This is a genomic window from Porphyrobacter sp. YT40, from assembly GCF_006542605.1.
Classification (GTDB): domain Bacteria; phylum Pseudomonadota; class Alphaproteobacteria; order Sphingomonadales; family Sphingomonadaceae; genus Erythrobacter.
This window is the reverse complement of the sequence record NZ_CP041222.1, coordinates 2,336,628-2,357,760: the sequence shown is the minus strand read 5'-3', so window position 1 is coordinate 2,357,760 and position 21,133 is coordinate 2,336,628. Positions and strand designations below refer to the sequence as shown.

The window sequence follows — 21,133 nt, the reverse complement described above, 5'->3', positions numbered from 1 at the left end:
GCGATGAACGGCGAGGCCACGCGACTCACCCACCTCGGCGAGGACGGCGCGGCGCATATGGTCGATGTCGGGGCCAAGCCCGCCACCGCGCGCCGTGCAGTCGCCTCGGGGCGGATCACCATGTCGCAGGCGGCGCTCGCGGCGATCCGCGAAGGCAATGCGCCCAAGGGCGATGTGCTGGGCACCGCGCGCATTGCCGGGATCACGGCGGCCAAGCGCACCGGCGATCTGATTCCGCTCTGCCACCCGCTCGGGCTGGAAGCGGTCAATATCGACTTCGCTTTCGAAGACAGCGCAATCCGCGCTACCGCCACCGCCTCGCTCACCGGCAAGACCGGGGTGGAAATGGAAGCGATGACAGCCGTTTCCGTGGCACTCCTCACAATCTACGACATGGCCAAGGCGATCGACAAGGGCATGGTGATCGAAGGCGTGCGCCTGATCGCCAAGAGCGGCGGCAAGTCGGGCGAATGGACCGCCGCGCCGTGACCTCGCTGCTCAGCCTCGAGGAAGCGCAGGCCCGCCTTCTCGCTCTCGCGCCGCAGCGCCCTTCGAGCGTGATGGGCCTTTTGCCCTTCGATACGCGCCGCTACCTCGCCCGGGATATCACCGCGCGGCGCACCCAGCCCGCCGCCGACCTCTCGGCGATGGATGGCTACGCGGTCGCGCCCGGCCCCGGCCCGTGGCAACGCGTGGGCGAAAGCCGCGCCGGCGTGCCCTTCGGCGGCGCGCTTGCCCATGACCAATGCGTGCGTATCTCGACCGGCGCCGTGTTGCCGGAGGGCGCTGAGAGCATCGTGCTGCAAGAGGATGCCGCCATCTCGGGCGACATGGTCACCGCGACCGAACCGCCGTCCGCCGGACGGCACATCCGCAGGGCCGGATTCGACTTCCGGGAAGGTGACGTGATCCTCGAGCGCGGCACGGCCTGGTCGCCCGCAGTCCTCGCACTGGCGGCTGCCGCCGGTCATGCGCAGCTGCCATGGACCGAACCGCCGTCAGTTGCGGTGCTCGACAGCGGGGACGAGCTGGTCGCCCCCGGCGCGCCCTGCGCAGCGCACCAGATCCCGGCGAGCAACGGGCTGATGCTCGGCGCGATGCTCTATCCCTATGTGGGGATGGTCGACAGCCTCGGCCCGGTTACCGATGACCGCATGGCGCTCGCCGCCGCGCTGGAACGCGCGGAAGACAGCCACATCCTCGTCACCAGCGGCGGCGCCTCGGTCGGCGATCACGATCTGATCCAGCAGGCGCTCAAGGACTGGGGCGCCAAGATCGATTTCTGGCGGGTCGCGATCAAGCCGGGCAAACCGCTGATGGTCGCCACGCGCCCGAGCCGTAGCGGGCCTGATCTCGTGATCCTCGGCCTGCCCGGCAATCCGGTGTCGAGCTTCGTCACCGCCTTCCTCTTCGCCCTGCCACTGGTGCGCGCGAGCATGGGCGATCCCCATCCCCTGCCCCGCACCATCACCATGATCGCAGGTGAGGACCTGCCGCCGACCGAGCGCCGCCGCGAGTTTCTGCGCGCGGTGATCGAGGGCGACCGGGTGCGCCTCGCCGGCTCGCAGGATTCCTCGGCGCTTGCGGCATTGGCGCAGGCGGATTGCCTGATCGACCGTCCGGCAGGCGCACCGGCGGCCAAGGCGGGCGATCGGGTGCCGGTGTTCTGCCTCCGAAATGGCTGAAGTCTGCGGCTGCGGCCTTGGCGGTGCTTGACTTGGGCTTTCGGGTTGCCTAATTGTTCCTCGTTCGTTCACCTTAATGACGGACAGACCGTGCAGGCAAAGCACCTCGCAAAGGGTGCCTCTTGGCGCACACAAGGGATTGGCACGGCGCGTCTTCGGGCGCGGCGTGGGTGCGACCACAGGAGAATGTTCCAATGCTGACCGCAAAGCAGCACGAATTGATCCGTTTCATCCAGCAGCGGCTGGAGGAGACCGGGATCTCGCCGAGTTTCGAGGAAATGAAGGAAGCGCTCGATCTGAAGAGCAAGTCGGGCGTGCACCGGCTGATTTCCGCGCTGGAAGAGCGCGGCTTCCTGCGCCGTCTGCCCAATCGCGCGCGTGCGCTCGAGGTGATCCGCGAGCCGGGCGATACCACGCCCGCGCGGCCTGCGCCGGTGAGCGACAATGTGGTGGCGATGCCCGCCCCGGCGGCGCGCGCGCCCGCGGCGGCTAATGACGTCGTCGAACTGCCGCTGCACGGGCGCATCGCGGCCGGTGCGCCGATCGAGGCGCTCGAAGGGCAGTCGACCCTCCCCGTTCCCGCCGCGCTGCTCGGCCCGGGGGAGCATTATGCGCTCGAAGTGTCGGGCGACTCCATGATTGAAGCCGGGATCTTCGACGGCGATTTCGCACTGGTGCGGCGGACCAACACCGCGCGCGACGGGGAGATCGTCGTGGCTCTGGTGCGCGGCGAGGAAGCAACGCTCAAGTACCTGCGCCGCGAAGCTGGCAAGGTGCGGCTCGATCCGGCCAATGCGACCTATGATCCGCAGTTCTATCGCCCTGACGAGGTCGAGGTTCAGGGCAAACTGGCGGGGCTGCTGCGCCGCTATCACTGAGGTGTTCGGGATCGGGGGGCCTCGGGGCGCCACCAGCCATGTGCGCCCTGTCCCTCGGCCACCGACGTGATCCTCTCGGCGGACAGGTCGATCGCCAGCCCGCCCGACTGCGTCAGCATCCGGCGGTCGGCCTTCAGCCAGCGGGGGCGGCAGGATCGGGGCAGGAAGCGCTCGGCGACGACGATATCGGCCTCGGCGCAGGCAGCGGCGAGCGCGCGCTCCTCGACCTGCTTGCGGCCCCGGCCGAGCAACAGCACCCAGTCGCGACCGTCACGAGTGATGGCAAGGGTGCAGAAGGCTGAAGAGCACCGCGCACCGGGCCAGGACGCCAGCGGCACGGGCTCAGCGCTGACACCGGCCAACTCCATCAGGTTGTCGCGGGTGTAGGAGGAGCGGCTGTCGCCCAAGGCCAGCAGGCGCGCGGTGCCGTCGGGTCCGGGCATGGTAATGCCGACCTGCTGGCCGTCGCCGGCGATCAGCAGATCGGGCACCGGGGTTGCCGCGACCAGCGCGCTTGCCAGAGCCACCGGAACGAGCCCCGCAAGCCGCACCCGACCGCGCCACAGTGCCAGCCACAAACCGCCCGCCGCGAACAGCGCGACCGTCACCCCGCCGATCTGCGGCATCAAGCGCACCGCCCCCGCCTGCCCGGCGGTGAAACGCGCGATCGCGAGCAGCAGATCGAGCGATTGCTCCACCAACCACCAGGCGGGCGCGCCCAGCCCGAGCGTGTCGAGGAGCAGACCCAGCGCGCTCAGCGGCATCGAGACGAAGGTCACCAGCGGGATCGCCACCACATTGGCGAAAGCCCCGTAGACCCCCGCGCGGTGAAAGTGGAACAGCACGATCGGCATCAGCGCCAGTTCGATCACCACGCCGGTGACGAACAGCATCACTGCCCTGCGTCCATAGCGGGCCCACAGCGGCTCCTCGCGCGCGGCGAGGAAGGCGCGCACCGGGGCGCTGTTGGAGAGGGCGACGATCGCCAGCACCGCGGCAAAGCTCATCTGGAAGCTGGGGCCGATGGCGCTCTCGGGCCACAGCAGCAGCACGAATCCCGCTGCCAGCGCGACCATCCGCAGCGACAGCGCCTCGCGCCCCAGCGCCAGCGCGCCAAGCACCAGCAGCGCCGCGACGCAGCTGCGCACCGTCGGGACCTCCGCCCCGGTCAGCAGCGTGTAGCCGACCCCCGCCAGCGCTCCTGCCCCGGCAGCGACCACCGGCAGCCGCACCCGCAGTGCCAGCGCGGGCCACAGCGCCAGCAGTCGTAGCGCGAGGATGTAGGCCGCGCCCACCACCGCGCTCACGTGGAGCCCGCTGATCGAGAGCAGGTGTGTCAGCCCGGAATCGCGCATCGCGATCTCGTCGGCCTCGCTGATACTGCCGCGGTCTCCGCTGGCGAAGGCGGCCGCAATAGTGCCTGCCGACCCGTCGACCCGCGCGCGCACATGCGCAGCCAGCCAGCGCTGGAGCGACGCGAGCCCGCCCGCTTCGGGGGCCAGGCGCAGCACTTCGAGCCGGCCGATCATCGTTCCCGTCGCCGCCAACCCCTTGAACCACGCCGCACGCGCGAAGTCGTAGGCGCCCGGCAGCATGGGCGAGGCGGGGGGCATCAACCGCGCGCGCAGCCGCACCACCGCGCCCTCGGCAAGGCCGGGCGGCACGCCATCCGCGCCGAAGCTGGCGAGCGGCACATTGACCCTGACCTTGCGCGCCGTCCCCGTCTCGGCATCGCGGATCGCAAGCGTGAGGCGCAGGCGCCCGTCGGCAGGCTGATCCTCGCGCTCCAGCACCGCGCCGTCGAGCAGCGCCACCATGGGTCGCGCGATCGGCTCGGCCCCGACCAGCGCCGAGCGCGCCCAGACCACCGCGATCCCGAAGGCGAAGACCAATCCGCAAGTGACCAGCGCGAGCCGGAGGTTGGCGCGCGTCTCGTCCGCGACCGTGCCCGGCGGCCATACCGCCAGCGCGCCCAGCGCCATCGCCATCCCGCCCGCCATCGCCGCGCACCAGTGCCACATTGCGGGCAACGCGAACCAGGCGATGATCCCGCCGGCAAATACCACTGCCAGCCAGGGCGCGCGGTCGAAGCCGGCGCGGGCGAGAAAGGCTTCGGCCGCGTCGCCGGGACTGCCGCCCATGCTGGACAAGCCGCCCGCTCTTTGCCAAGGGCGCGGCACCCCTTCGCCAGCGGCATCGCTGCCGCCGGGATCGTCCCCCATCGGAATGATCGGCACATCGCGCATCGGCTTGTCGCCCCCGACCGGCCCGGCTTCTTGAATATCTGGCGCCAAGCCGCTCAAAGTTAACAGGAAATATCAGCTCATGGCAAGCGAAAGCAGCACCGACGCCGCGGCCACCAAGGCCGAAGTGGTCACCCGCTTTGCTCCCTCGCCGACCGGATACCTCCATATCGGCGGCGCGCGCACGGCGCTGTTCAACTGGCTCTACGCCCGCCACCACGGCGGCCGCACGCTGCTCAGGATCGAGGACACCGACCGCAAGCGCTCCACGCAGGACGCGATCGACGCGATCATAGACGGGCTCGCCTGGCTGGGGCTCGACTATGATGCCCCCCCCGTGTTCCAGTCCGACCGGGCCGAGCGCCATGCCGAGGTCGCCTGGCAGCTGCTCGAAGCGGGTCACGCCTACAAGTGCTTCGCCACGCCCGAAGAACTCGAAGCGATGCGCGAGGAGCAGCGCGCCAACAAGAAGCCGCTGCGTTATGACGGGCGCTGGCGCGACCGCGATCCGGCCGAAGCTCCCGAGGGCGCGCCCTTCACGATCCGCATCAGGGCCCCCAAGGACGGCGAGACCACGATCCATGACCGCGTGCAGGGCGCTGTCACGGTGCGCAACGAGGAAATCGACGACTACATCATCCTGCGCGCCGACGGCACGCCGACCTATATGCTCGCGGTCGTGGTCGACGATCACGACATGGGCGTGACCCACGTAATCCGCGGCGACGATCACTTGAACAACGCCTTCCGCCAGCTGCCGATTATTCGCGCGATGAACGAAATCGAGGGCAACTGGCCCGATCCGGTCTATGCCCACATCCCGCTGATCCACGGCAGCGATGGGGCGAAGCTTTCGAAGCGCCACGGTGCGCTGGGCGTCGAAGCCTATCGCGACGAATTCGGCATCCTGCCTGAGGCGCTGTTCAACTACCTCCTGCGCCTCGGCTGGGGCCACGGCGACCGCGAGGAAATCACGCGCGAGGAAGCCACGCAGCTGTTCGATCTCGACGGGGTGGGCAAGAGCCCCTCGCGCTTCGATCTGAAGAAGCTCGAAAACCTCAATGGGCACTATCTGCGCGAGGCCGACGATGCGCGGCTGGCTGCGCTGGTAGCCGCCCGGATCGGAGAGGATGCGGACGAAGCGCTGCTGACCCGCGCCATGCCGGTGCTCAAGCTGCGTGCGAAGAATCTCAATGAACTGGTTGAAGGTGCAGCTTTCCTGTTCGCCAAGCGTCCGCTCGAAATGACCGAGAAGGCGGCCGCGCTGCTCGAGGGCGAGGCACGCATCACCCTCCGCGCCATTTGCAACGCACTTGCGGCGCAAAACGACTGGACAAGCGAGGCGCTCGAAGCCACTACGAAGGCGCTCGCCGAGGAGCAGGGATTGGGTCTGGGCAAGCTCGCGCAGCCGATGCGCGCGGCTTTGACCGGCACCACCACCTCACCCGGTATCTTTGACGTCTTGGTCCTGCTGGGCCGGGACGAGGCCCTAGCCCGGCTGGACGCACAGGCGGCATAACCTGCGGGGGCAGGGCCGAGACAAATTGGACAGGAGAAACATCGTGGCAGACAAGCTGGCGAAACTCGAAGTCGGAGGCAAATCCTTCGACTATTCCGTGCTCGAAGGCAGCACCGGCCCGGATGTGATCGACATCCGCAAGCTCTATGCGCAGACGGGTGCCTTCACCTTCGACCCCGGCTTCACCTCGACCGCCAGCTGCGAAAGCGCGCTGACCTATATCGACGGTGACGAAGGCGTGCTGCTGCACCGCGGCTACCCGATCGGCCAGCTTGCCGAACATTCGAGCTTCATGGAAGTCAGCTACCTGCTGCTCAACGGCGAACTGCCGAGCCAGGACGAGCTCAACGACTTCACCTACACCATCACCCGTCACACCATGCTGCACGAGCAGCTGATGACCTTCTACCGCGGGTTCCGCCGCGACGCGCACCCGATGGCGATCATGTGCGGCGTGGTGGGCGCGCTCTCGGCCTTCTATCACGACAGCACCGACATCTCCGATCCCGAGCACCGCAAGATCAGCTCGCACCGCCTGATCGCCAAGATGCCGACGATCGCGGCGATGGCCTACAAGTACTCGGTCGGCCAGCCCTTCATGTATCCGGACAACCGCCTGTCCTACACCGGGAATTTCCTGCGCATGACCTTCGGCGTTCCGGCCGAGGAATATGAGGTGATTCCCGCGGTCGAGCGCGCGATGGACCGGATTTTCATCCTCCATGCCGACCACGAGCAGAACGCCTCGACCTCGACCGTGCGGCTTGCCGGTTCCTCGGGCGCGAACCCGTTCGCCTGCATCGCGGCGGGCATCGCCTGCCTGTGGGGCCCGGCGCATGGCGGCGCGAACGAAGCGGCGCTCAATATGCTCAAGGAAATCGGCACGCCCGACAAGATCCCGCACTATATCGAGCGCGCCAAGGACAAGAACGATCCGTTCCGCCTGATGGGCTTCGGCCACCGCGTCTACAAGAACTACGACCCGCGCGCGACGGTGATGCAGAAGACCGTGCGCGAGGTGTTCGATGCGCTCAAGGTCACCGATCCGCTGTTCGAAACCGCGCTGCGGCTCGAAGAGATCGCGCTGAACGATCCCTACTTCATCGAGAAGAAGCTGTTCCCGAATGTCGACTTCTATTCGGGCATCATCCTCTCGGCGATCGGTTTCCCGACCACGATGTTCACCGCGCTCTTCGCCCTCGCCCGTACCGTGGGCTGGGTGGCGCAGTGGAACGAGATGATCAGCGACCCCGGCCAGAAGATCGGGCGTCCGCGCCAGCTCTACACCGGCCCGACCGAGCGCGACTACATCCCGCTCGACGCGCGCTGACCTATGGACCGGCGCGGCCTTGCCTTGGTGGCCGGTTTCTCGCGAGAAACCGGATCTCCGCGCCAGCCCTATACCGGCCCGACCGAGCGCGACCCCATCCCGCTCGACGCGCGCTAACTGGCTGAAACCCGATGACGATGCTCCGGGCGACAGGGACGTTTCTTGTCGTAATGGGCATCGTCTGGGCGCTGCAAGGGCTCGGCTGGCTGAACTGGCCGCGCGGCAGCTTCATGCTGTCTGAACGCCAATGGGCGATCTACGGTACCCTGACCGCGATGGCGGGGGTAGGTCTGCTGGTGATCGCGCGGCGTGCAGGCAGGCCGCGAGAGTAGTCAGGCCGACGGCAATTCGAGCCGGAACAGCGCCCCGCCGCCCGGTGCGGGCTCGACCGTAAGATTGCCGTCCATCGCCTCGGCCAGACGGCGCGAGATGTAGAGGCCGAGGCCCGATCCCCTGTCCCGCCCGTCGTCGCTGTCGCGGCCCAGACGCTCGCCCTTGTCGAAGATCCGCTCGGCCTGCTCGGGCGTGATGCCCTGCCCCTGATCCGCGACCGTCACCGCGACACTGCCCTCGCCTGCCGGGGCGGCGCTGATGGTCACCGTGCTGGCTGGGGGCGCATAGGCAATGGCATTGCCGATCAGGTTGATCAGGATTTGGAGCACCCGCCGAAACTCGGCATTGGCGACCGCCGCGCCGCGCTCGCCCTCGATCACCAGCAGCGTGTCGCGGTTCTGTGCGCGTACGCCGAGAATGCCCGCGGCCCGGCCCGCTGCATCGGCCAGATCGACCGGCTCCTTCGCGGTGACGAAGCCGGGGGTTTCGACCACTTCGAGGTCGGCAAGGTCATCGAGCATGGCGGCCAGATGCTGCCCGGCGCTGGCGATGGTGCCGGCGTAGTCACTGTATTCCTCGCGCAAAGGGCCCGCGAGGCGCGCGCGGATGGTCTCGGCATTGGCGATGATCCGGGCGACCGGCTGGCGCAGCACCGGGGTTAGCGCGGTGCCGACAAGCCGGGTGGGCGAGGCATCGGGCACCTCGTCCGCCGCCGGCGCCGCGGGCGGCTCGGCAAGTGGCTCTTCGGCGATCAGCAGCAGCTCGAAGCCCGCCGGATTCTGCGTATCGGGGCCGAGCGGGATGAGCCGCACCCGCCAGTGGCGCGGCGAGCCATCGAACCGGCACATCGCCCCGTCGAGCAGGCGCCAGTGCAGCGGCTGACGATGGGTGATGCCCTGCAGTTCGACCAGCGCGCTCCACACCTGCCCCGGTGTCGCCAGGGCTGCGGCCTGCAAGCCGAGCGCATCGGGCGCGCGGGCGCTCAGCACCACGATCCGCTGGCGCGCATCGAGCCTCGCGCTGACCTCGGCGGTGGCGCGGTCGATCGCGTCGAGCCTTTCGGCGTATTCGCGGGCGCTGGGGGGCGTGACGTTGCTGCGCTGCCAGTTCTCGATCAGCAGCTCGCAGCCTCCGCCCTCCTCGGGGCCGAGCGGGTGGATGCGGGCAAAGCCGGAGACTTCGGCATCGCCATCGAAGGCGGAAAAGCTGCGCGCGAGCCTCAGCCCCATGCCGCGCGCCTGCTGCACCAGCGCGAGCAATTCGGGGATCGCCAGCGTGCCGGGCATGTCTCCGCCGCAGCGCTCCTGCAACTCGGCGAGCGGCGCATCGGCGCTCATCAGGCGCCCCTGCGCGTCGATCAGGCCATAGGCGCCCAGCAGGCTGTCGCTCTGGTCCATCGCGTTCACAAGGACTGCCCGAGGAGAGCAGACGCGCGGGCTTCATCCAGATCGGCAAAGCCGCGCGGCAGGTGGGCGGTGGGATCGATCAGCGTCAGCTGGCGCTCGGCGGCGGGCAGGCTTTGCCCTGCCGCGCGCAGCATCAGCGCAAGCCGCAGGCCCTGCCCTTCATGGCACGCCAGCACCGCCTGCGCGCGCGGCTGTCGCGCGACAGCGGCCAGCGCCGTGGCGAACAGCGCAAGGCCCGCATGATCGAGCGCCAGCGCCGCGAGCGCCCCGCGCCGCATCGCCGCTACGAGCCGCGCCAGCAGCCCGATCCGGCTCGCCGCCTCGTCATAACCCGCCTGCGCCTGTGCCCCGCCCGCCCCTGCATGGGCAATCACGTCGTGGAACAGTTCGGCCGGCAGCTCGCCCAGCGGCAGTTCCATCCGGCGCGCGCCCTGCACGAAGCGCGATTGCGCGGCGAGTGTACCCATCGCGAGGCTGGCGATGGCCGGGTCTTCGGCGGCGATCAGCTCCTGCAACAGCGGGCTCAGCACCGGATCGATTGCGTGGCGCTGTTGGAGCCTTTCGGCGAGCAGGCTCTCGGCGGCGAGCGCATGACAATGGGTGAGCAGCGCCTCATTCGCGATCAGCCGCTCGGCCAGCGGATCGCGCGTTTCGGAGGGGGCAAGCCGCGTCGCCGGATCGTGACCATCGGCGGCGGCCAGCAATTGCGCCGCCAGATCGCCGATCATCCCGCGCACCCGCGCGAGGATCGCGTCGCTCACCAGCCCATTGGCCTCGCTCGCCAGCAGATGGCGCAGCACCGGAACGACAGCACCCAGCGCGCGGGACTCGCGCGCGAGCGCGTCCGCGAGGATTGCCTCGACAGCTGGGTCGGCGGCCAGGTCCATTCCGTGTTCGTCCATCCTTGCAAGGGATACGCCCCGCATAGTTAAGACCGCGTTAGATCACATCCGCGGCTTGCGCAGCAGCAAAGCTGCCAATAGCCCCAAGGCGAGACACCCCAGCGCTTCGGGTAAAAGCCCGAAGACCGCCGCCAGCGCGAGGGCGAGCAGCAAGGCAGCCCGGTCGCCCGAGATTACCACTAGCGCTCCCTCCTCTCCCCGCCCCGCCAACCGGGCGAGGCCGATCGCCACGGGGCCGAGCGCGGCGAGGGGCTGCCACTGGGGCCAGGGTGCCAGCGCAAACCACAGGCACAATGCCGCGAGCGCATCGATCGCCGCCGCCAGCGCGGGCGTGCCCGAGTGCCGGCGATCAGCGCTCCGTCGCTGCAACCCGGCCACCAGCGCGCTCTGGCTGGCGGCGATCTGGGCTGCGATAGCGCCGAGACCCGCCAGCGCAATGCCGGCCGCCGCAGGGCCGAAGGCTGACGTCATGACGGCAGCGAGCAGCAACACCAGGGCAATTCCGCCCGCCAGCGTCACGCCTTGTGCGAGCCCCTTGGGCGCGAGCGCTCTCACCACCAGCGCCGCCAGCCCCGCCAGAGGCGCGCGCCAATCCGGCGGCGGTGCTGCGCGGGCGATCATCGCACGCTCGGCCTCACGCAGCTGCGCGGCATCAGACGCGAGCAGCCAGCGGCCCTCTGCCATATCGGTGGCAGCGAGATCGTGGCAGGGAGTGCCTGCCTGCGAGGCGAGCCGCAACAGCAGGCTGATTGCATCGGAATCGGGCGGAAAGTCGGCAAGTTGCTGCACCGGCGCGCCGCGCATCGCCAGCACCCCGGCCCAGCGGCGCGCGGCGTCGATCCGCTCGAAATCATCCGGGTGGGGCGCGGTCAAGGGGTGATCGGCGGGCAAGGCGGCGACCGCCCGCTGCCATGCCCCCGCCTCGCCGAGCGCCGCGTGCGCCCGATCGGGATCGGGCACGAGCCCGTCCGCCACGACGATTAGATCATCCTCGGCCCTCACCAGCGCCGGCAGGGCGGCAAAGCTCTGGAGCGCATGAAAGCCGATGCCGCGGCGTTCCAGATCGTGCTGCACGGCGAGCAGTTCGGGCGAAGGGCTCTCGACAAGGCACAGCACCCGCTCCACCCCCAGCGCCTCGAGCAGCGCCGCCTGCCACGCCAGCACCGGGCGACCGGCGATCGGAAGCGCGGCGCGCGGACGCCCGTCATCGCTGCGGCGAAGTGCGGCCATCAGGCCGATGCGCATGGTGGTGGTCTTCCCCTTGCCTGGCAGTTCAAGGCGAAGAGATTGGCGGTTTGCGCGGCGCTGTTCAAGCGGGGATGCGCGGTGCCTGACCCGCGCAGGGAACGTTGCGGCGGATCAGCGACCCGCGCTGCGGCGCAATTCGGCGGCCTGCGCGCGGGTGAAGCGGGCGAGCACGCCCTCGACTTCGCGGATCGCCATCGGCTCGCCCGGGGCGGCGTGGAGCGCGATTTCGGCAGCCTGCAGCAGGTCTTCGGCGTTGAAGCTGGCGGCGAGGCCCTTCAGCCGCATCGCCGCCACGTGCCAATTGCCGTCGCAGCGCGCGCGCTTGAGCAGATCGAGCTGGCGCGTCGCGCTCTCGATAAAGGCCGCACGCAATTCCCGCAGCAAGGCGGCATCATCGCCGGCTGCAGCGGCCAGTGTTGCATCGAGAGCGCCATGATTGAATGCCATATCCAACGGCTTAACGCGAATTGGGTTAATGCGGGGTTTATCCCGATTCCGGCTGTGGTATGACCGGCGAATGGCAGAACGGCATCAAATGCGCGCCCTCGGGCGCGGCAGCAGCGAGAATGGCGCGGGCGAAGCGGCTTCGGGCGCGGAAGAGGCGATGCAGGTGGGCAGCGAAGAGACGCTCGATCTGGGCGATTACGCGGCTGACGCGGGCGCCGAAGACGCGCCGGTTTCAGGCAGCGCACACTGGCTTGCTCCGGTGCTGGCGGGCCTTGCGGTGGCCGGGTGGACCGGCTTCTTCGTCTGGGCGCATCTCTCCGCCATGCAGGCCGGCGCCGCTCCTGCGCAATGGGCCGAATGGGTGGTGCAATGGGCCGTGCCGGTCGCGCTCGTCGGGATCGCCTGGCTGCTCGCGATGCGCAATTCGCAGGCCGAAGCGCGGCGCTTTGCGGTCACGGCGGCGCATATGAATCGCGAAAGCGCGGCGCTCGAAGCGCGGCTCAAGATCGTCAATCGCGAACTCAGCCTCGCGCGCGAGTTTATCAGCGCACAGGCGCGCGACCTCGAAGCGCTGGGCCGGATCGCGGCGGAGCGGATTTCCACCCATGCGGGCGAATTGCAGGCGCTGATTGTCAGCAACGGCGCGCAGGTCGACAGCATCGCCACCACCAGCGAAACGGCGCTCGGCAACATGAACCGGCTGCGCGACGATCTGCCGGTAATCGCCAACGCCGCGCGCGATGTCGCCAACCAGATCGGCAGCGCGGGCCGCGTGGCCGAGGATCAACTCGCGCGCCTCTCGAGCGGGCTGACGCAGCTGACCGAAGCGGGCGCGACCAGCGAGACGCAGGTTGCCCGCCTGACCGGGCAGGTCGGCGATGCGCTCGATCAGTTCGAAGTGCAGGGCACCCGGATCGAGGCGCTGATCACCGAACGCTTCGGCGCGCTTCAGAGCGAGGCCGAGGCCTATCGCCAGCGCCTCGCCACCCTCGAGGAAGAAGCCCTCGCCGCACAGGCCGCCCGCGCGGCGGCCGCAGCCGAAGCGACCGATGGCATTGCCGCGCGCCTCACCGAAGCCGCCACCAACGCGCAGAGCGGCTTTGCCGCCGCCATCGGCGCGCTCCACGATACCATGGTCGAAAAGCTCAGGCTGGTTGACGAGCTCGACCGCAGCACCGGCTCCGCCACCGCGCAACGCATGACCGAGCTGCGCGACGAGGCATTGCGGATCGACAACCAGCTGGCCGAACGCGCGCGCCAGTTCGAGGAGGCGATCCAGCAGCGTCAGGCCGCGTTCGAGACGCACGAGGCGCAGGCGAGCGAAGTGCTTGCGCAACGCCTCGCCGCGCTCGACGATTCGCTCGCCCAGCGGCGTGAGGCGCAGCTCGCCGAGATCGCGCAGCTGGTCGCGCATGGCGAAACGCTGACCGCCCGCGCAGGTGAGCTCGGCGCGCAGATCGCCGCGATCGACGCTTCGGCGGCGACAGTGAGCGTGAATCTGGGCGCGGGCATGGAAACGCTGGCGCAGCAACTCGAGGAAAAGCGCGCAGCACTTGCCGCCACCGAGGCGCAGTTGGCGCAGCTGACCGACAGCGGCGTGCGCCTGCTGGAAATCCTGCAATCGGGCGCGCGCACCTGCGAGACCGATCTGACGCAGGCAATCAGCGGAGCCAGCGGCGCGCTGGAAGAGGTCGAAGCCCGCGCAGGCAAGGTCGAGGCGCTGATGCTGCGGAGCACCGATGCGGGCAGCGATCTGTCGGACTACCTGCTGCGCACCCGCGCGGATATCGACGCCGCCGAAGTGGCCATCGCCGGCTTCAAGTCGCGCCTCGCCGAGGACAGCGAGGATGCCCTTGCCCGCCTGCAAGGCCTGCGCGGCGGCTTCGCCCGGCTGGCCGAGGAAAGCGGCGCGCTTGCGGGCGAAACGCAGGACGCCTTGCGCGAAGCGCTCGCCGCGCTGGAAACCGCGATTACCCAAGCCTTCGCCACGCTCGAAGGGGGCACGCGCGACAAGGCCCGGACGCTGGCCGAAAGCCTCGGCGCGGAAGCTGTCGAGGTGCTCGAACGCAGCCTGCGCAACGAGACGGCGGCGACGCTCGGCAAGCTCGAGCAGTCCGCCGCCCATGCCTCGGGCGTCGGGCGCGAGGCCGCGATCCAGCTGCGCGACCAGCTGGTGAAGGTCAACGAACTCACCGGCAACCTCGAACAGCGCGTCACCCGCGCGCGCGAACTGGCCGAGGAACAGGTCAACAACGACTTCACCCGCCGCATGGCGCTGATCACCGATAGCCTCAACTCCGCCGCGATCGACATTACCAGCGCGATTGCGACCGAGGTGACCGACACGGCGTGGGACGCTTACCTGAAGGGCGACCGCGGCATCTTCACCCGCCGCGCAGTCCGCCTGATCGACAATGGCACGGCGCGCGACATCGCCGCGCTCTATTCCAGCGATGATGCGTTCAAGGCCAATGTCAGCCGCTACATCCACGATTTCGAGGCGCTGCTGCGGCAGACCCTCTCGACCCGCGATGGGCACGTGCTGAGCGTGACGATGCTGGGATCGGACATCGGCAAGCTCTACGTTGCGCTCGCCCAGGCGATCCAGCGCCTGCGCACTTAACGCGCGGGCGCGGATCCCGGCGGCTTGGGCAGAATGTCGATGTCCGCCGCGGTGATCCAGCCATTGGTGTAATTGGCGACGAACAGCGCGGTCAGCACCGCCGCGATCACCGCAGCGCGCGCGGCGACCCGGCCGGGCCGGAAATTGACCGGCGCACTGTCGGCCTGCCCCGGCACCTTCTCCACCCCTGCTTCGTCCGCGGTCTTCACGCCGAAGGGCAGCATGAGAAAGCCGCTCATCACGAAGAACAGGAAATAGATCGCAAGGATCGAAGTGATCGCCATCAGGCCGCAGCCCCCGGCATGACCACGCGCACCTGCGGGCGCTTGCCCGACCAGCGCTGGGCCGCACGGCGGGCGGCAAGGCGCGCGGCCTCACGGATCGCGCTCTCGTCCTTGGCATCGCGGCCTTTCAGACGGTTGATCGCGGTCAGAACGTCGTTCGAGGCTTCTTCGAGGAAATCGGGCAGGTCTTCGTCGAGCGGCAGGCCCACGGCTTCGATTACCGGACGGCTGCCGCGCGCCAGCACGACGACGACCACGCCCTCGCCCGCGATCCGGCGGCGCATGGTGATCGCGTCGCCATCGGCAGGCGAGATGATGTCGCCGTCGAGCACCAGACGTCCGGCGCGCACCTCGGCGAGTTTGCCCGGCTTGCCGGGAGCAAGGCGCACGATGTCGCCGTTCTTCTGCACCACCTGCGCCGGGATGCCGCAGGCCTTCCCGAGCCGCGCCTGTTCGGCCATGTGGCGGATCTCGCCGTGGACGGGCACCAGCACCTCGGGCTTGAGCCACGAGTAAAGCGCCTCAAGCTCCGGCCGTCCCGGATGACCCGAAACGTGGATCAGCGCCTGCCGGTCGGTCACCATCTCGATCCCGCGTGCGGCGAGCTGGTTCTGGATCTTGCCGATCGCGATCTCGTTGCCCGGAATCTGGCGCGAGGAGAACAGCACCACGTCGCCCGCGACCAGTTCGATCGGATGGTTCATGTCCGCCATCCGGCCGAGCGCCGCGCGTGGTTCGCCCTGCCCGCCAGTGGCGATGATCAGCACCTCGCCGCGCGGAAGTCCCATCGCGGTGTCGAAATCGATCGGCTTGGGGAAGTCCTCGAGATAGCCGTTATCCTGCGCGACCTCGATGATGCGGTCGAGCGAGCGGCCCGCGACGCACAATTGCCGCCCGGTTTCGCGCGCGACTTCGCCCAGCGTTTGCAGGCGCGCGACATTGCTCGCAAAGGTGGTGACAACGACGCGCTTGCCCTTGTGGCGCGCGACTTCCTCCATCAGCGCCTTGTGCACCGCGCCCTCGCTGCCCGAGGGGTTGGGATTGAAGACATTGGTGGAATCGCACACCAGCGCGAGCACGCCTTCCTCGCCGATTTCGCGCAGTTCTTCCTCGGTGGTGGGTTCGCCGATGATCGGATCATCGTCGAGCTTCCAGTCGCCGGTGTGGAAGATGCGCCCGTGCGGCGTGTCGATCAGCAGCGCGTTGCCCTCGGCAATCGAGTGGGCGAGCGGGAGGTAGGTGATGGTGAAGGGGCCGAGTTCGATTTCGCCGTGATCCTCCTCGATGATGTTGAGCTCGACCTTGCCGAGCAGCCCGGCCTCTTCCAGCTTGCGCGCCACCAGATCCGCGGTGAAGGGCGTGGCATAGAGCGGCACGCCGAGCTCGCCCGCGAAATAGGGCACCGCGCCGATGTGGTCTTCATGCGCGTGAGTCAGCACGATGCCGAGCAGATCACGGCTGCGTTCCTCAATGAAGTCGAGGTCGGCAAAGACCAGTTCGACGCCGGGATATTCGTTGCCCGAGAAGGTCATGCCCAGATCGACCATGAGCCACTTTCCCTGGCAGCCATAGAGATTGACGTTCATGCCAATCTCACCGGAGCCGCCGAGGGCAAGGAACAGCAATTCGTCTTCGGGGGTAAAATCTTTTTTCACAATGTCTCTTACGTTGGCGCGGCTCAGGCGGTTGCGGCCTGGCGCGCAAGGATGGCGAGGCCATCAAGGGTGAGATCGGCATCGACGTGGTCGAAGATGTCGGTCGCGTCATCGAACAATATGGCGAGCCCGCCGGTCGCTACAACCTTTGCCGGGCGGCCGATTTCGACCTTCATCCTGGCGACCATCCCCTCCATCATCGCGACATAGCCCCAGAACACGCCGATCAGCATCTGGTCTTCGGTGTTGCGGCCGATGACGCTGCGGCTGGCCGGGGCCTTGATCGCGATGCGCGGCAACTTGGCGGTCTTGCCGACCAGCGCGTCAAGCGAAAGGTTGATCCCCGGCGCGATCGACCCGCCCTTGTAGGCGCCGGTGAAATCGACCGCTTCGAACTTGGTGGCGGTGCCGAAATCGACCACGATCAGATCGCCGCCGTACTTGTGATGCGCGGCGAGGATGTTGAGCGCACGGTCGGCGCCAAGCGATGACGGCTGATCGACATCGATCTCGAACCGCCAGCGGGCCGCGCCCTGTCCGGCAAACAGCGGGGTGATCCCGAAATATTTCTGGCACAGCACGGTGAGGTTGTGATCGGCGCGCGGCACCACCGATGCAACGATGATCTGCGTGATCTGCTCGCGCTCCACCCCCTCGATCTTGAGCAGCTGGAGCAGCCAGACGGCATATTCGTCACCTGTGCGGCGCGGGTCGGTGGCGATGCGCCAGCGCGCGCGGGTGGTGTGGGTGCCATCCGCGTTCAGATCGAACAGCGCGAAGACGACATTGGTGTTCCCGACATCGGCGGCGAGCAGCATGGGAGGCGGTCCTTCTTTCAGGAAATATCGCCAGCGCGAATGACACGTTCGCTGCCATCCGCCAAGCGCAGCCGCAAGGCGCCGTCACTTTCCTCCAGCCCGGCGAAGGAGCCGGAAAGAACCGAACCGTCGGTATCGTGGACGGTGAGCGGCGAACCCTGCGCGTGGAGCGACTGGCCGAGAAAGGCGTGGAGCGTCGGCAAAAGCCCATAGGTGCGCCAGCCTGCGAGCCGGCGGTCGAAGGCTGCGGCAAGGTTTTCGGCGAAGCTTTCGAGCGACGGCGGCGCACCGATATCCGCGAGCGCAGCGGTTTTGCGGCCTTCGACCTGCGGAGCGTGCGCGAGGTTCACCCCGATGCCGACGACAATATGCCCGCGTACCATTTCGAGCAGGATGCCCGACAGCTTGCCGCCGTCGAGCAGCACGTCGTTGGGCCATTTCAGCGCAAGCGGCGCATCCTCGCCCAGCGCGGCGGCGGCGGCATCGCGCACCGCGAGCGCCGCGACGAAGCTCAGCGTGGCAGGCGGCGGGCCGCCCTCTCCCACCGCGACGGCGGTCGAGCCCATGAAGTTGCCCGCTCCGTCGAACCATTCGCGCCCCTGCCGCCCGCGCCCGGCGGTCTGGCGGCGGGCAACCAGCCAGTGCCCTTCGGCCCAGCCCTCCCCGCTGCGCAGCGCGGCGGCGAGATCGGCGTTGGTCGAGCCGGTCTGTTCGGTGAGCGTGATCAAACCAGAACGATGAAGAGCGACCGGGCGGCCTTGTCGGCCAGATCGGTCAGCGACGGCGTGAGCAGGTAGCCGAGCGGCGAGATGATCAGCGCCGTGAGGCCCAGCAGCACCCAATGGCCTGTCTCGCTCTTGCCGGTGACGACGCCCGCAGGCTCATCGAAGAACATCACCTTGACGAACTTGATGTAGTAGAACGCCCCGATCACGCTCGCCGCGATGGCGATCGCGCCGAAAGCGACGAGGCCCGCCTCGATGGTCGCCTGAAACACCACGAACTTGCTGTAGAAGCCCAGCAGCGGCGGAATGCCGGCGAGGCTGAACATGAAGATCAGCAGCGCCCAGGCAATCGCCGGACGGGTGACCGAAAGTCCGCGGATGTCGGCGAAGGTCTCGAATAGCTGGCCGTCCTCGCCCCGCAGCATCAACAGCGCGACGAAGCTGCCGATGCTCATCGCGACATAGATGAACAGGTAGACCAGCATCGCACTCGCGCCCGCCGGATTGGCGACCGCAAGGCCGAGCAGGATGAAGCCGATATTGTTGATCGAGGAATAGGCCAGCAGGCGCTTCAGATTTTCCTGCCCGATCGCCCCCAGCGCGCCGAAGATGATCGAGGCCAGCGCCATGAACATAACGATCTGCTGCCAGGCCTGCACCTGACCGCCGAACACCTCGAACACCACACCCGCGGTGAGCGCGACGGCGGCGACCTTGGGAGCGGTGGCGAAGAAGGCGGTGACGGGGGTCGGCGCGCCTTCGTAGACGTCTGGCGTCCACATGTGGAACGGCACGGCGCTGATCTTGAAGGCGAGGCCCGAGAGCACGAAGATCACGCCCAGCAGCGCGCCGGTGCCCATTTCGCCTGTCAGCCCCGCACGCACCGCGCCGAACGCCGTGCCGCCGGTGAAGCCGTAGAGCAGGCTCATCCCGTAGAGCAGGATGCCCGAAGCGAGCGCGCCGAGCACGAAGTACTTGAGTCCCGCCTCGCCCGAGCGCGTATCGCGGCGCAGGATCGCTGCGAGCACATACGCCGAGAGACTGTTCAGCTCCAGCCCGAGATAGAGGCTCATGAAATCATTGGCCGAGACCATGATGCTCATGCCGACGGCTGCGAACAGTACCAGCACCGGATATTCGGCGCGCATCCCGCGTTCGGTGCCCGCGACCGGGCCAGCGAAGAAGGCAGGCGCAACCATCAGCGCGGCGATCGCGGCAAGATAGATCAGCGCCTTGGCGAAGAGCGCGAAGCTATCGATCTTGAGCAGCCCGCCGAACGCCAGCGTGGCCGGGCCATCAGCGCCGGTGTGCAATTGCGGCACCAGCAACACGCCCGCGACGAACAGCGCGGTGGCTGCCGCAATCGCGATGGCGCGCGCGGCCTTGTCACCGCCCCAGGCGGCTACCAACAGCAGCACGAGGCCGGTGCCGGTCAGCACCAGTTCGGGAAGCGTCAGGGCGAAGGAAGGGACGAAATCCATCAGTGCGCGCCCTCCCCGGCGGCGTTTTCGTGGTGGGGCATCGCATTCGCGGCCTCGGCGCGGGGCGTGCCGGGTGCAAGCTGGGCGTCGGACGCGGGGGCAACGGAGGAAAGACGGGCATCGAGCACGGCGATATCGGCGCGCATCGGGGCGAGGAAACTCTCGGGGTAGACACCCATCCACAGCACGGCGGCAGCGATCGGGGCCATCATGATCCATTCACGCGCCGAAATGTCGCGCATCGCGGCAGCATCCTCGTTCACCTGCCCGCCGAACGCAACGCGGCGATAGAGGTAGAGCATATAGGCCGCGCCCAGAATGATCCCGGTCGTGCAGATCAGCGCCACGAGGCTCGAGGTCTGGTAGATCCCCGCCAGCGACAGGAACTCGCCAACGAAGCCGCTGGTGCCCGGCAGGCCGATGCTCGCCATGGTGAACAGCAGGAAAAACAGCGCGTAATAGGGCATGTTGATCGCGAGCCCCCCATAACGCGCAATCTCGCGGGTGTGGAGCCGGTCGTAGATCACGCCCACGCAAAGGAACAGCGCGCCCGAGACGAGGCCGTGTGACAGCATCACGATCATCGCGCCCTCGAGCCCCTGCACGTTGAAGGCGAACAGGCCCACGGTCACGATCGCCATGTGCGCGACCGAGGAATAGGCGATCAGCTTCTTCATGTCGGCCTGCACCAGAGCCACCAGCGAGGTGTAGACAACCGCGATCATCGACAGCGCGAAGACCAGCCATGCAAACTGCGCCGAAGCTTCGGGGAACATCGGCAGGCTGAAGCGGATGAAACCATATCCGCCGAGCTTCAGCAGCACGCCCGCGAGGATCACCGAGCCCGCGGTCGGCGCCTGCACGTGCGCGTCGGGCAGCCAGGTGTGCAGCGGCCACATCGGCACCTTGACTGCAAAGCTCGCGAAAAACGCCAGCCACAGCCATGTCTGCGCTGCGGGCGGGAAGCCGTATTGCATCAGCGTCGGGATGTCGGAGGTGCCCGCCTCGGCCACCATCCAGAACATCGCGATCAGCATCAGCACCGAGCCGAGCAGCGTGTAGAGGAAGAACTTGTAACTCGCGTAGATGCGGTTGTCCCCGCCCCACACGCCGATGATCAGATACATCGGGATGAGGCCCGCCTCGAAGAAGACGTAGAACAGGAACAGGTCCTGCGCCGCGAAGGTGCCGATCATCAGCACTTCCATGAACAGGAAGGCCGCCATGTATTCGCCGACCCGCTTTTCGATCGCCTCCCAGCTGGCCAGAATGCAGACCGGCATCAGGAACACGCTGAGCATGATCAGCAGCAGCGCAATCCCGTCGATCCCCAGCGCATAGCTGAAGCCCGCGAACAGCTCGGCACGCTCGGTGAACTGCCATTGCGGCCCGCCGATCTCGTAATTGGACCACAGCACCACGCCGAGAACGAAGGTGACAAGCGTCGCTCCGAGCGCGATCCAGCGGGCGGCACTGGCGCCCGAAAACAGGCACGCCAGCGCGCCGGCCAGCGGCACGAGCATCATCAGCGACAGGATGGGAAGGCCTTCCATTAC

General features: G+C 68.1%; 18 protein-coding genes. 7 read left to right on the top strand and 11 right to left on the bottom strand.

Going from position 1 to position 21,133, the window contains the following annotated elements; translation table 11 throughout:
* The first annotated feature begins 3 nt into the window (after positions 1-3).
* The 3 genes from moaC to lexA all read left to right on the top strand — a co-directional run bounded on the left by moaC (position 4) and on the right by lexA (position 2,563).
* Positions 4-489, top strand: coding sequence for a cyclic pyranopterin monophosphate synthase MoaC (moaC, locus tag E2E27_RS11030; RefSeq protein WP_141459137.1), 486 nt, complete (start codon positions 4-6; stop codon positions 487-489).
* Positions 471-1,685, top strand: a complete 1,215-nt coding sequence (locus E2E27_RS11025) for a molybdopterin molybdotransferase MoeA (protein ID WP_141459135.1) — start codon at positions 471-473, stop codon at positions 1,683-1,685. The genes moaC and E2E27_RS11025 overlap by 19 nt, the downstream gene beginning before the upstream one ends.
* A gap of 194 nt (positions 1,686-1,879) precedes the next feature.
* Entirely contained in the window at positions 1,880-2,563 is a 684-nt protein-coding gene (gene lexA / locus E2E27_RS11020; RefSeq protein ID WP_141459133.1) for a transcriptional repressor LexA, read from the top strand.
* Here lexA and E2E27_RS11015 read toward each other — a convergent pair.
* Positions 2,557-4,857, bottom strand: coding sequence for a ComEC/Rec2 family competence protein (locus E2E27_RS11015; RefSeq protein ID WP_234036028.1), 2,301 nt, complete (start codon positions 4,855-4,857; stop codon positions 2,557-2,559). The genes lexA and E2E27_RS11015 overlap by 7 nt on opposite strands.
* A 31-nt stretch (positions 4,858-4,888) precedes the next feature.
* On the opposite strand from E2E27_RS11015, the gene gltX reads away from it, so the two are divergent.
* The 3 genes from gltX to E2E27_RS11000 all read left to right on the top strand — a co-directional run bounded on the left by gltX (position 4,889) and on the right by E2E27_RS11000 (position 7,987).
* Positions 4,889-6,325, top strand: a complete 1,437-nt coding sequence (gltX, locus tag E2E27_RS11010) for a glutamate--tRNA ligase (protein ID WP_141459131.1) — start codon at positions 4,889-4,891, stop codon at positions 6,323-6,325.
* 43 nt (positions 6,326-6,368) lie between these two features.
* Positions 6,369-7,655 carry a citrate synthase gene (locus E2E27_RS11005; protein ID WP_141459129.1) on the top strand — a complete coding sequence of 429 codons (1,287 nt, stop codon included), beginning with the start codon at positions 6,369-6,371 and terminating at the stop codon, positions 7,653-7,655.
* A 131-nt stretch (positions 7,656-7,786) separates the two neighbouring features.
* Entirely contained in the window at positions 7,787-7,987 is a 201-nt protein-coding gene (locus tag E2E27_RS11000) for a hypothetical protein (RefSeq protein ID WP_141459127.1), read from the top strand.
* Here E2E27_RS11000 and E2E27_RS10995 read toward each other — a convergent pair whose 3' ends face one another.
* From E2E27_RS10995 to E2E27_RS10980, 4 genes are all read right to left on the bottom strand, one after another.
* A complete protein-coding gene (locus E2E27_RS10995; protein ID WP_141459125.1) occupies positions 7,988-9,385 on the bottom strand; it encodes a sensor histidine kinase in 1,398 nt (465 codons plus the stop codon).
* A gap of 5 nt (positions 9,386-9,390) precedes the next feature.
* The gene (locus E2E27_RS10990; protein ID WP_141459123.1) at positions 9,391-10,281 is read right to left on the bottom strand and encodes a hypothetical protein; all 891 of its coding nucleotides are present in this window, start codon (positions 10,279-10,281) and stop codon (positions 9,391-9,393) included.
* A gap of 57 nt (positions 10,282-10,338) precedes the next feature.
* Complete coding sequence (locus E2E27_RS10985; protein ID WP_181443417.1) at positions 10,339-11,541, bottom strand: hypothetical protein; 1,203 nt, start codon at positions 11,539-11,541, stop codon at positions 10,339-10,341.
* Positions 11,542-11,655: 114 nt separating this feature from the next.
* A complete protein-coding gene (locus tag E2E27_RS10980) occupies positions 11,656-11,991 on the bottom strand; it encodes an Hpt domain-containing protein (RefSeq protein WP_086607630.1) in 336 nt (111 codons plus the stop codon).
* Between the two features lie 88 nt (positions 11,992-12,079).
* Between E2E27_RS10980 and E2E27_RS10975 the strand changes: the two genes are divergently transcribed.
* Positions 12,080-14,614, top strand: a complete 2,535-nt coding sequence (locus tag E2E27_RS10975; protein ID WP_234036027.1) for a coiled-coil domain-containing protein — start codon at positions 12,080-12,082, stop codon at positions 14,612-14,614.
* On the opposite strand, the gene E2E27_RS10970 is transcribed toward E2E27_RS10975, so the two are convergent.
* Genes E2E27_RS10970 through E2E27_RS10945 form a run of 6 tightly spaced genes read right to left on the bottom strand, consistent with a single transcriptional unit; the run spans position 14,611 to position 21,130 of the window.
* Complete coding sequence (locus E2E27_RS10970) at positions 14,611-14,898, bottom strand: DUF1467 family protein (RefSeq protein WP_141459118.1); 288 nt, start codon at positions 14,896-14,898, stop codon at positions 14,611-14,613. The two genes, E2E27_RS10975 and E2E27_RS10970, sit on opposite strands and share 4 nt — an antisense overlap.
* A complete protein-coding gene (locus E2E27_RS10965) occupies positions 14,898-16,553 on the bottom strand; it encodes a ribonuclease J (RefSeq protein ID WP_181443416.1) in 1,656 nt (551 codons plus the stop codon). Before E2E27_RS10965 ends, E2E27_RS10970 begins: the two co-directional genes overlap by 1 nt.
* Positions 16,554-16,576: 23 nt before the next feature.
* The gene (locus E2E27_RS10960) at positions 16,577-17,371 is read right to left on the bottom strand and encodes a type III pantothenate kinase (RefSeq protein WP_141459116.1); all 795 of its coding nucleotides are present in this window, start codon (positions 17,369-17,371) and stop codon (positions 16,577-16,579) included.
* 17 nt (positions 17,372-17,388) lie between these two features.
* Entirely contained in the window at positions 17,389-18,099 is a 711-nt protein-coding gene (locus E2E27_RS10955) for a biotin--[acetyl-CoA-carboxylase] ligase (RefSeq protein ID WP_141459114.1), read from the bottom strand.
* Positions 18,096-19,577, bottom strand: coding sequence for an NADH-quinone oxidoreductase subunit NuoN (gene nuoN, locus E2E27_RS10950; protein ID WP_141459112.1), 1,482 nt, complete (start codon positions 19,575-19,577; stop codon positions 18,096-18,098). The genes E2E27_RS10955 and nuoN overlap by 4 nt, the downstream gene beginning before the upstream one ends.
* The gene (locus E2E27_RS10945) at positions 19,577-21,130 is read right to left on the bottom strand and encodes an NADH-quinone oxidoreductase subunit M (RefSeq protein WP_141459110.1); all 1,554 of its coding nucleotides are present in this window, start codon (positions 21,128-21,130) and stop codon (positions 19,577-19,579) included. The genes nuoN and E2E27_RS10945 overlap by 1 nt, the downstream gene beginning before the upstream one ends.
* Between the last annotated feature and the right edge of the window lie 3 nt (positions 21,131-21,133).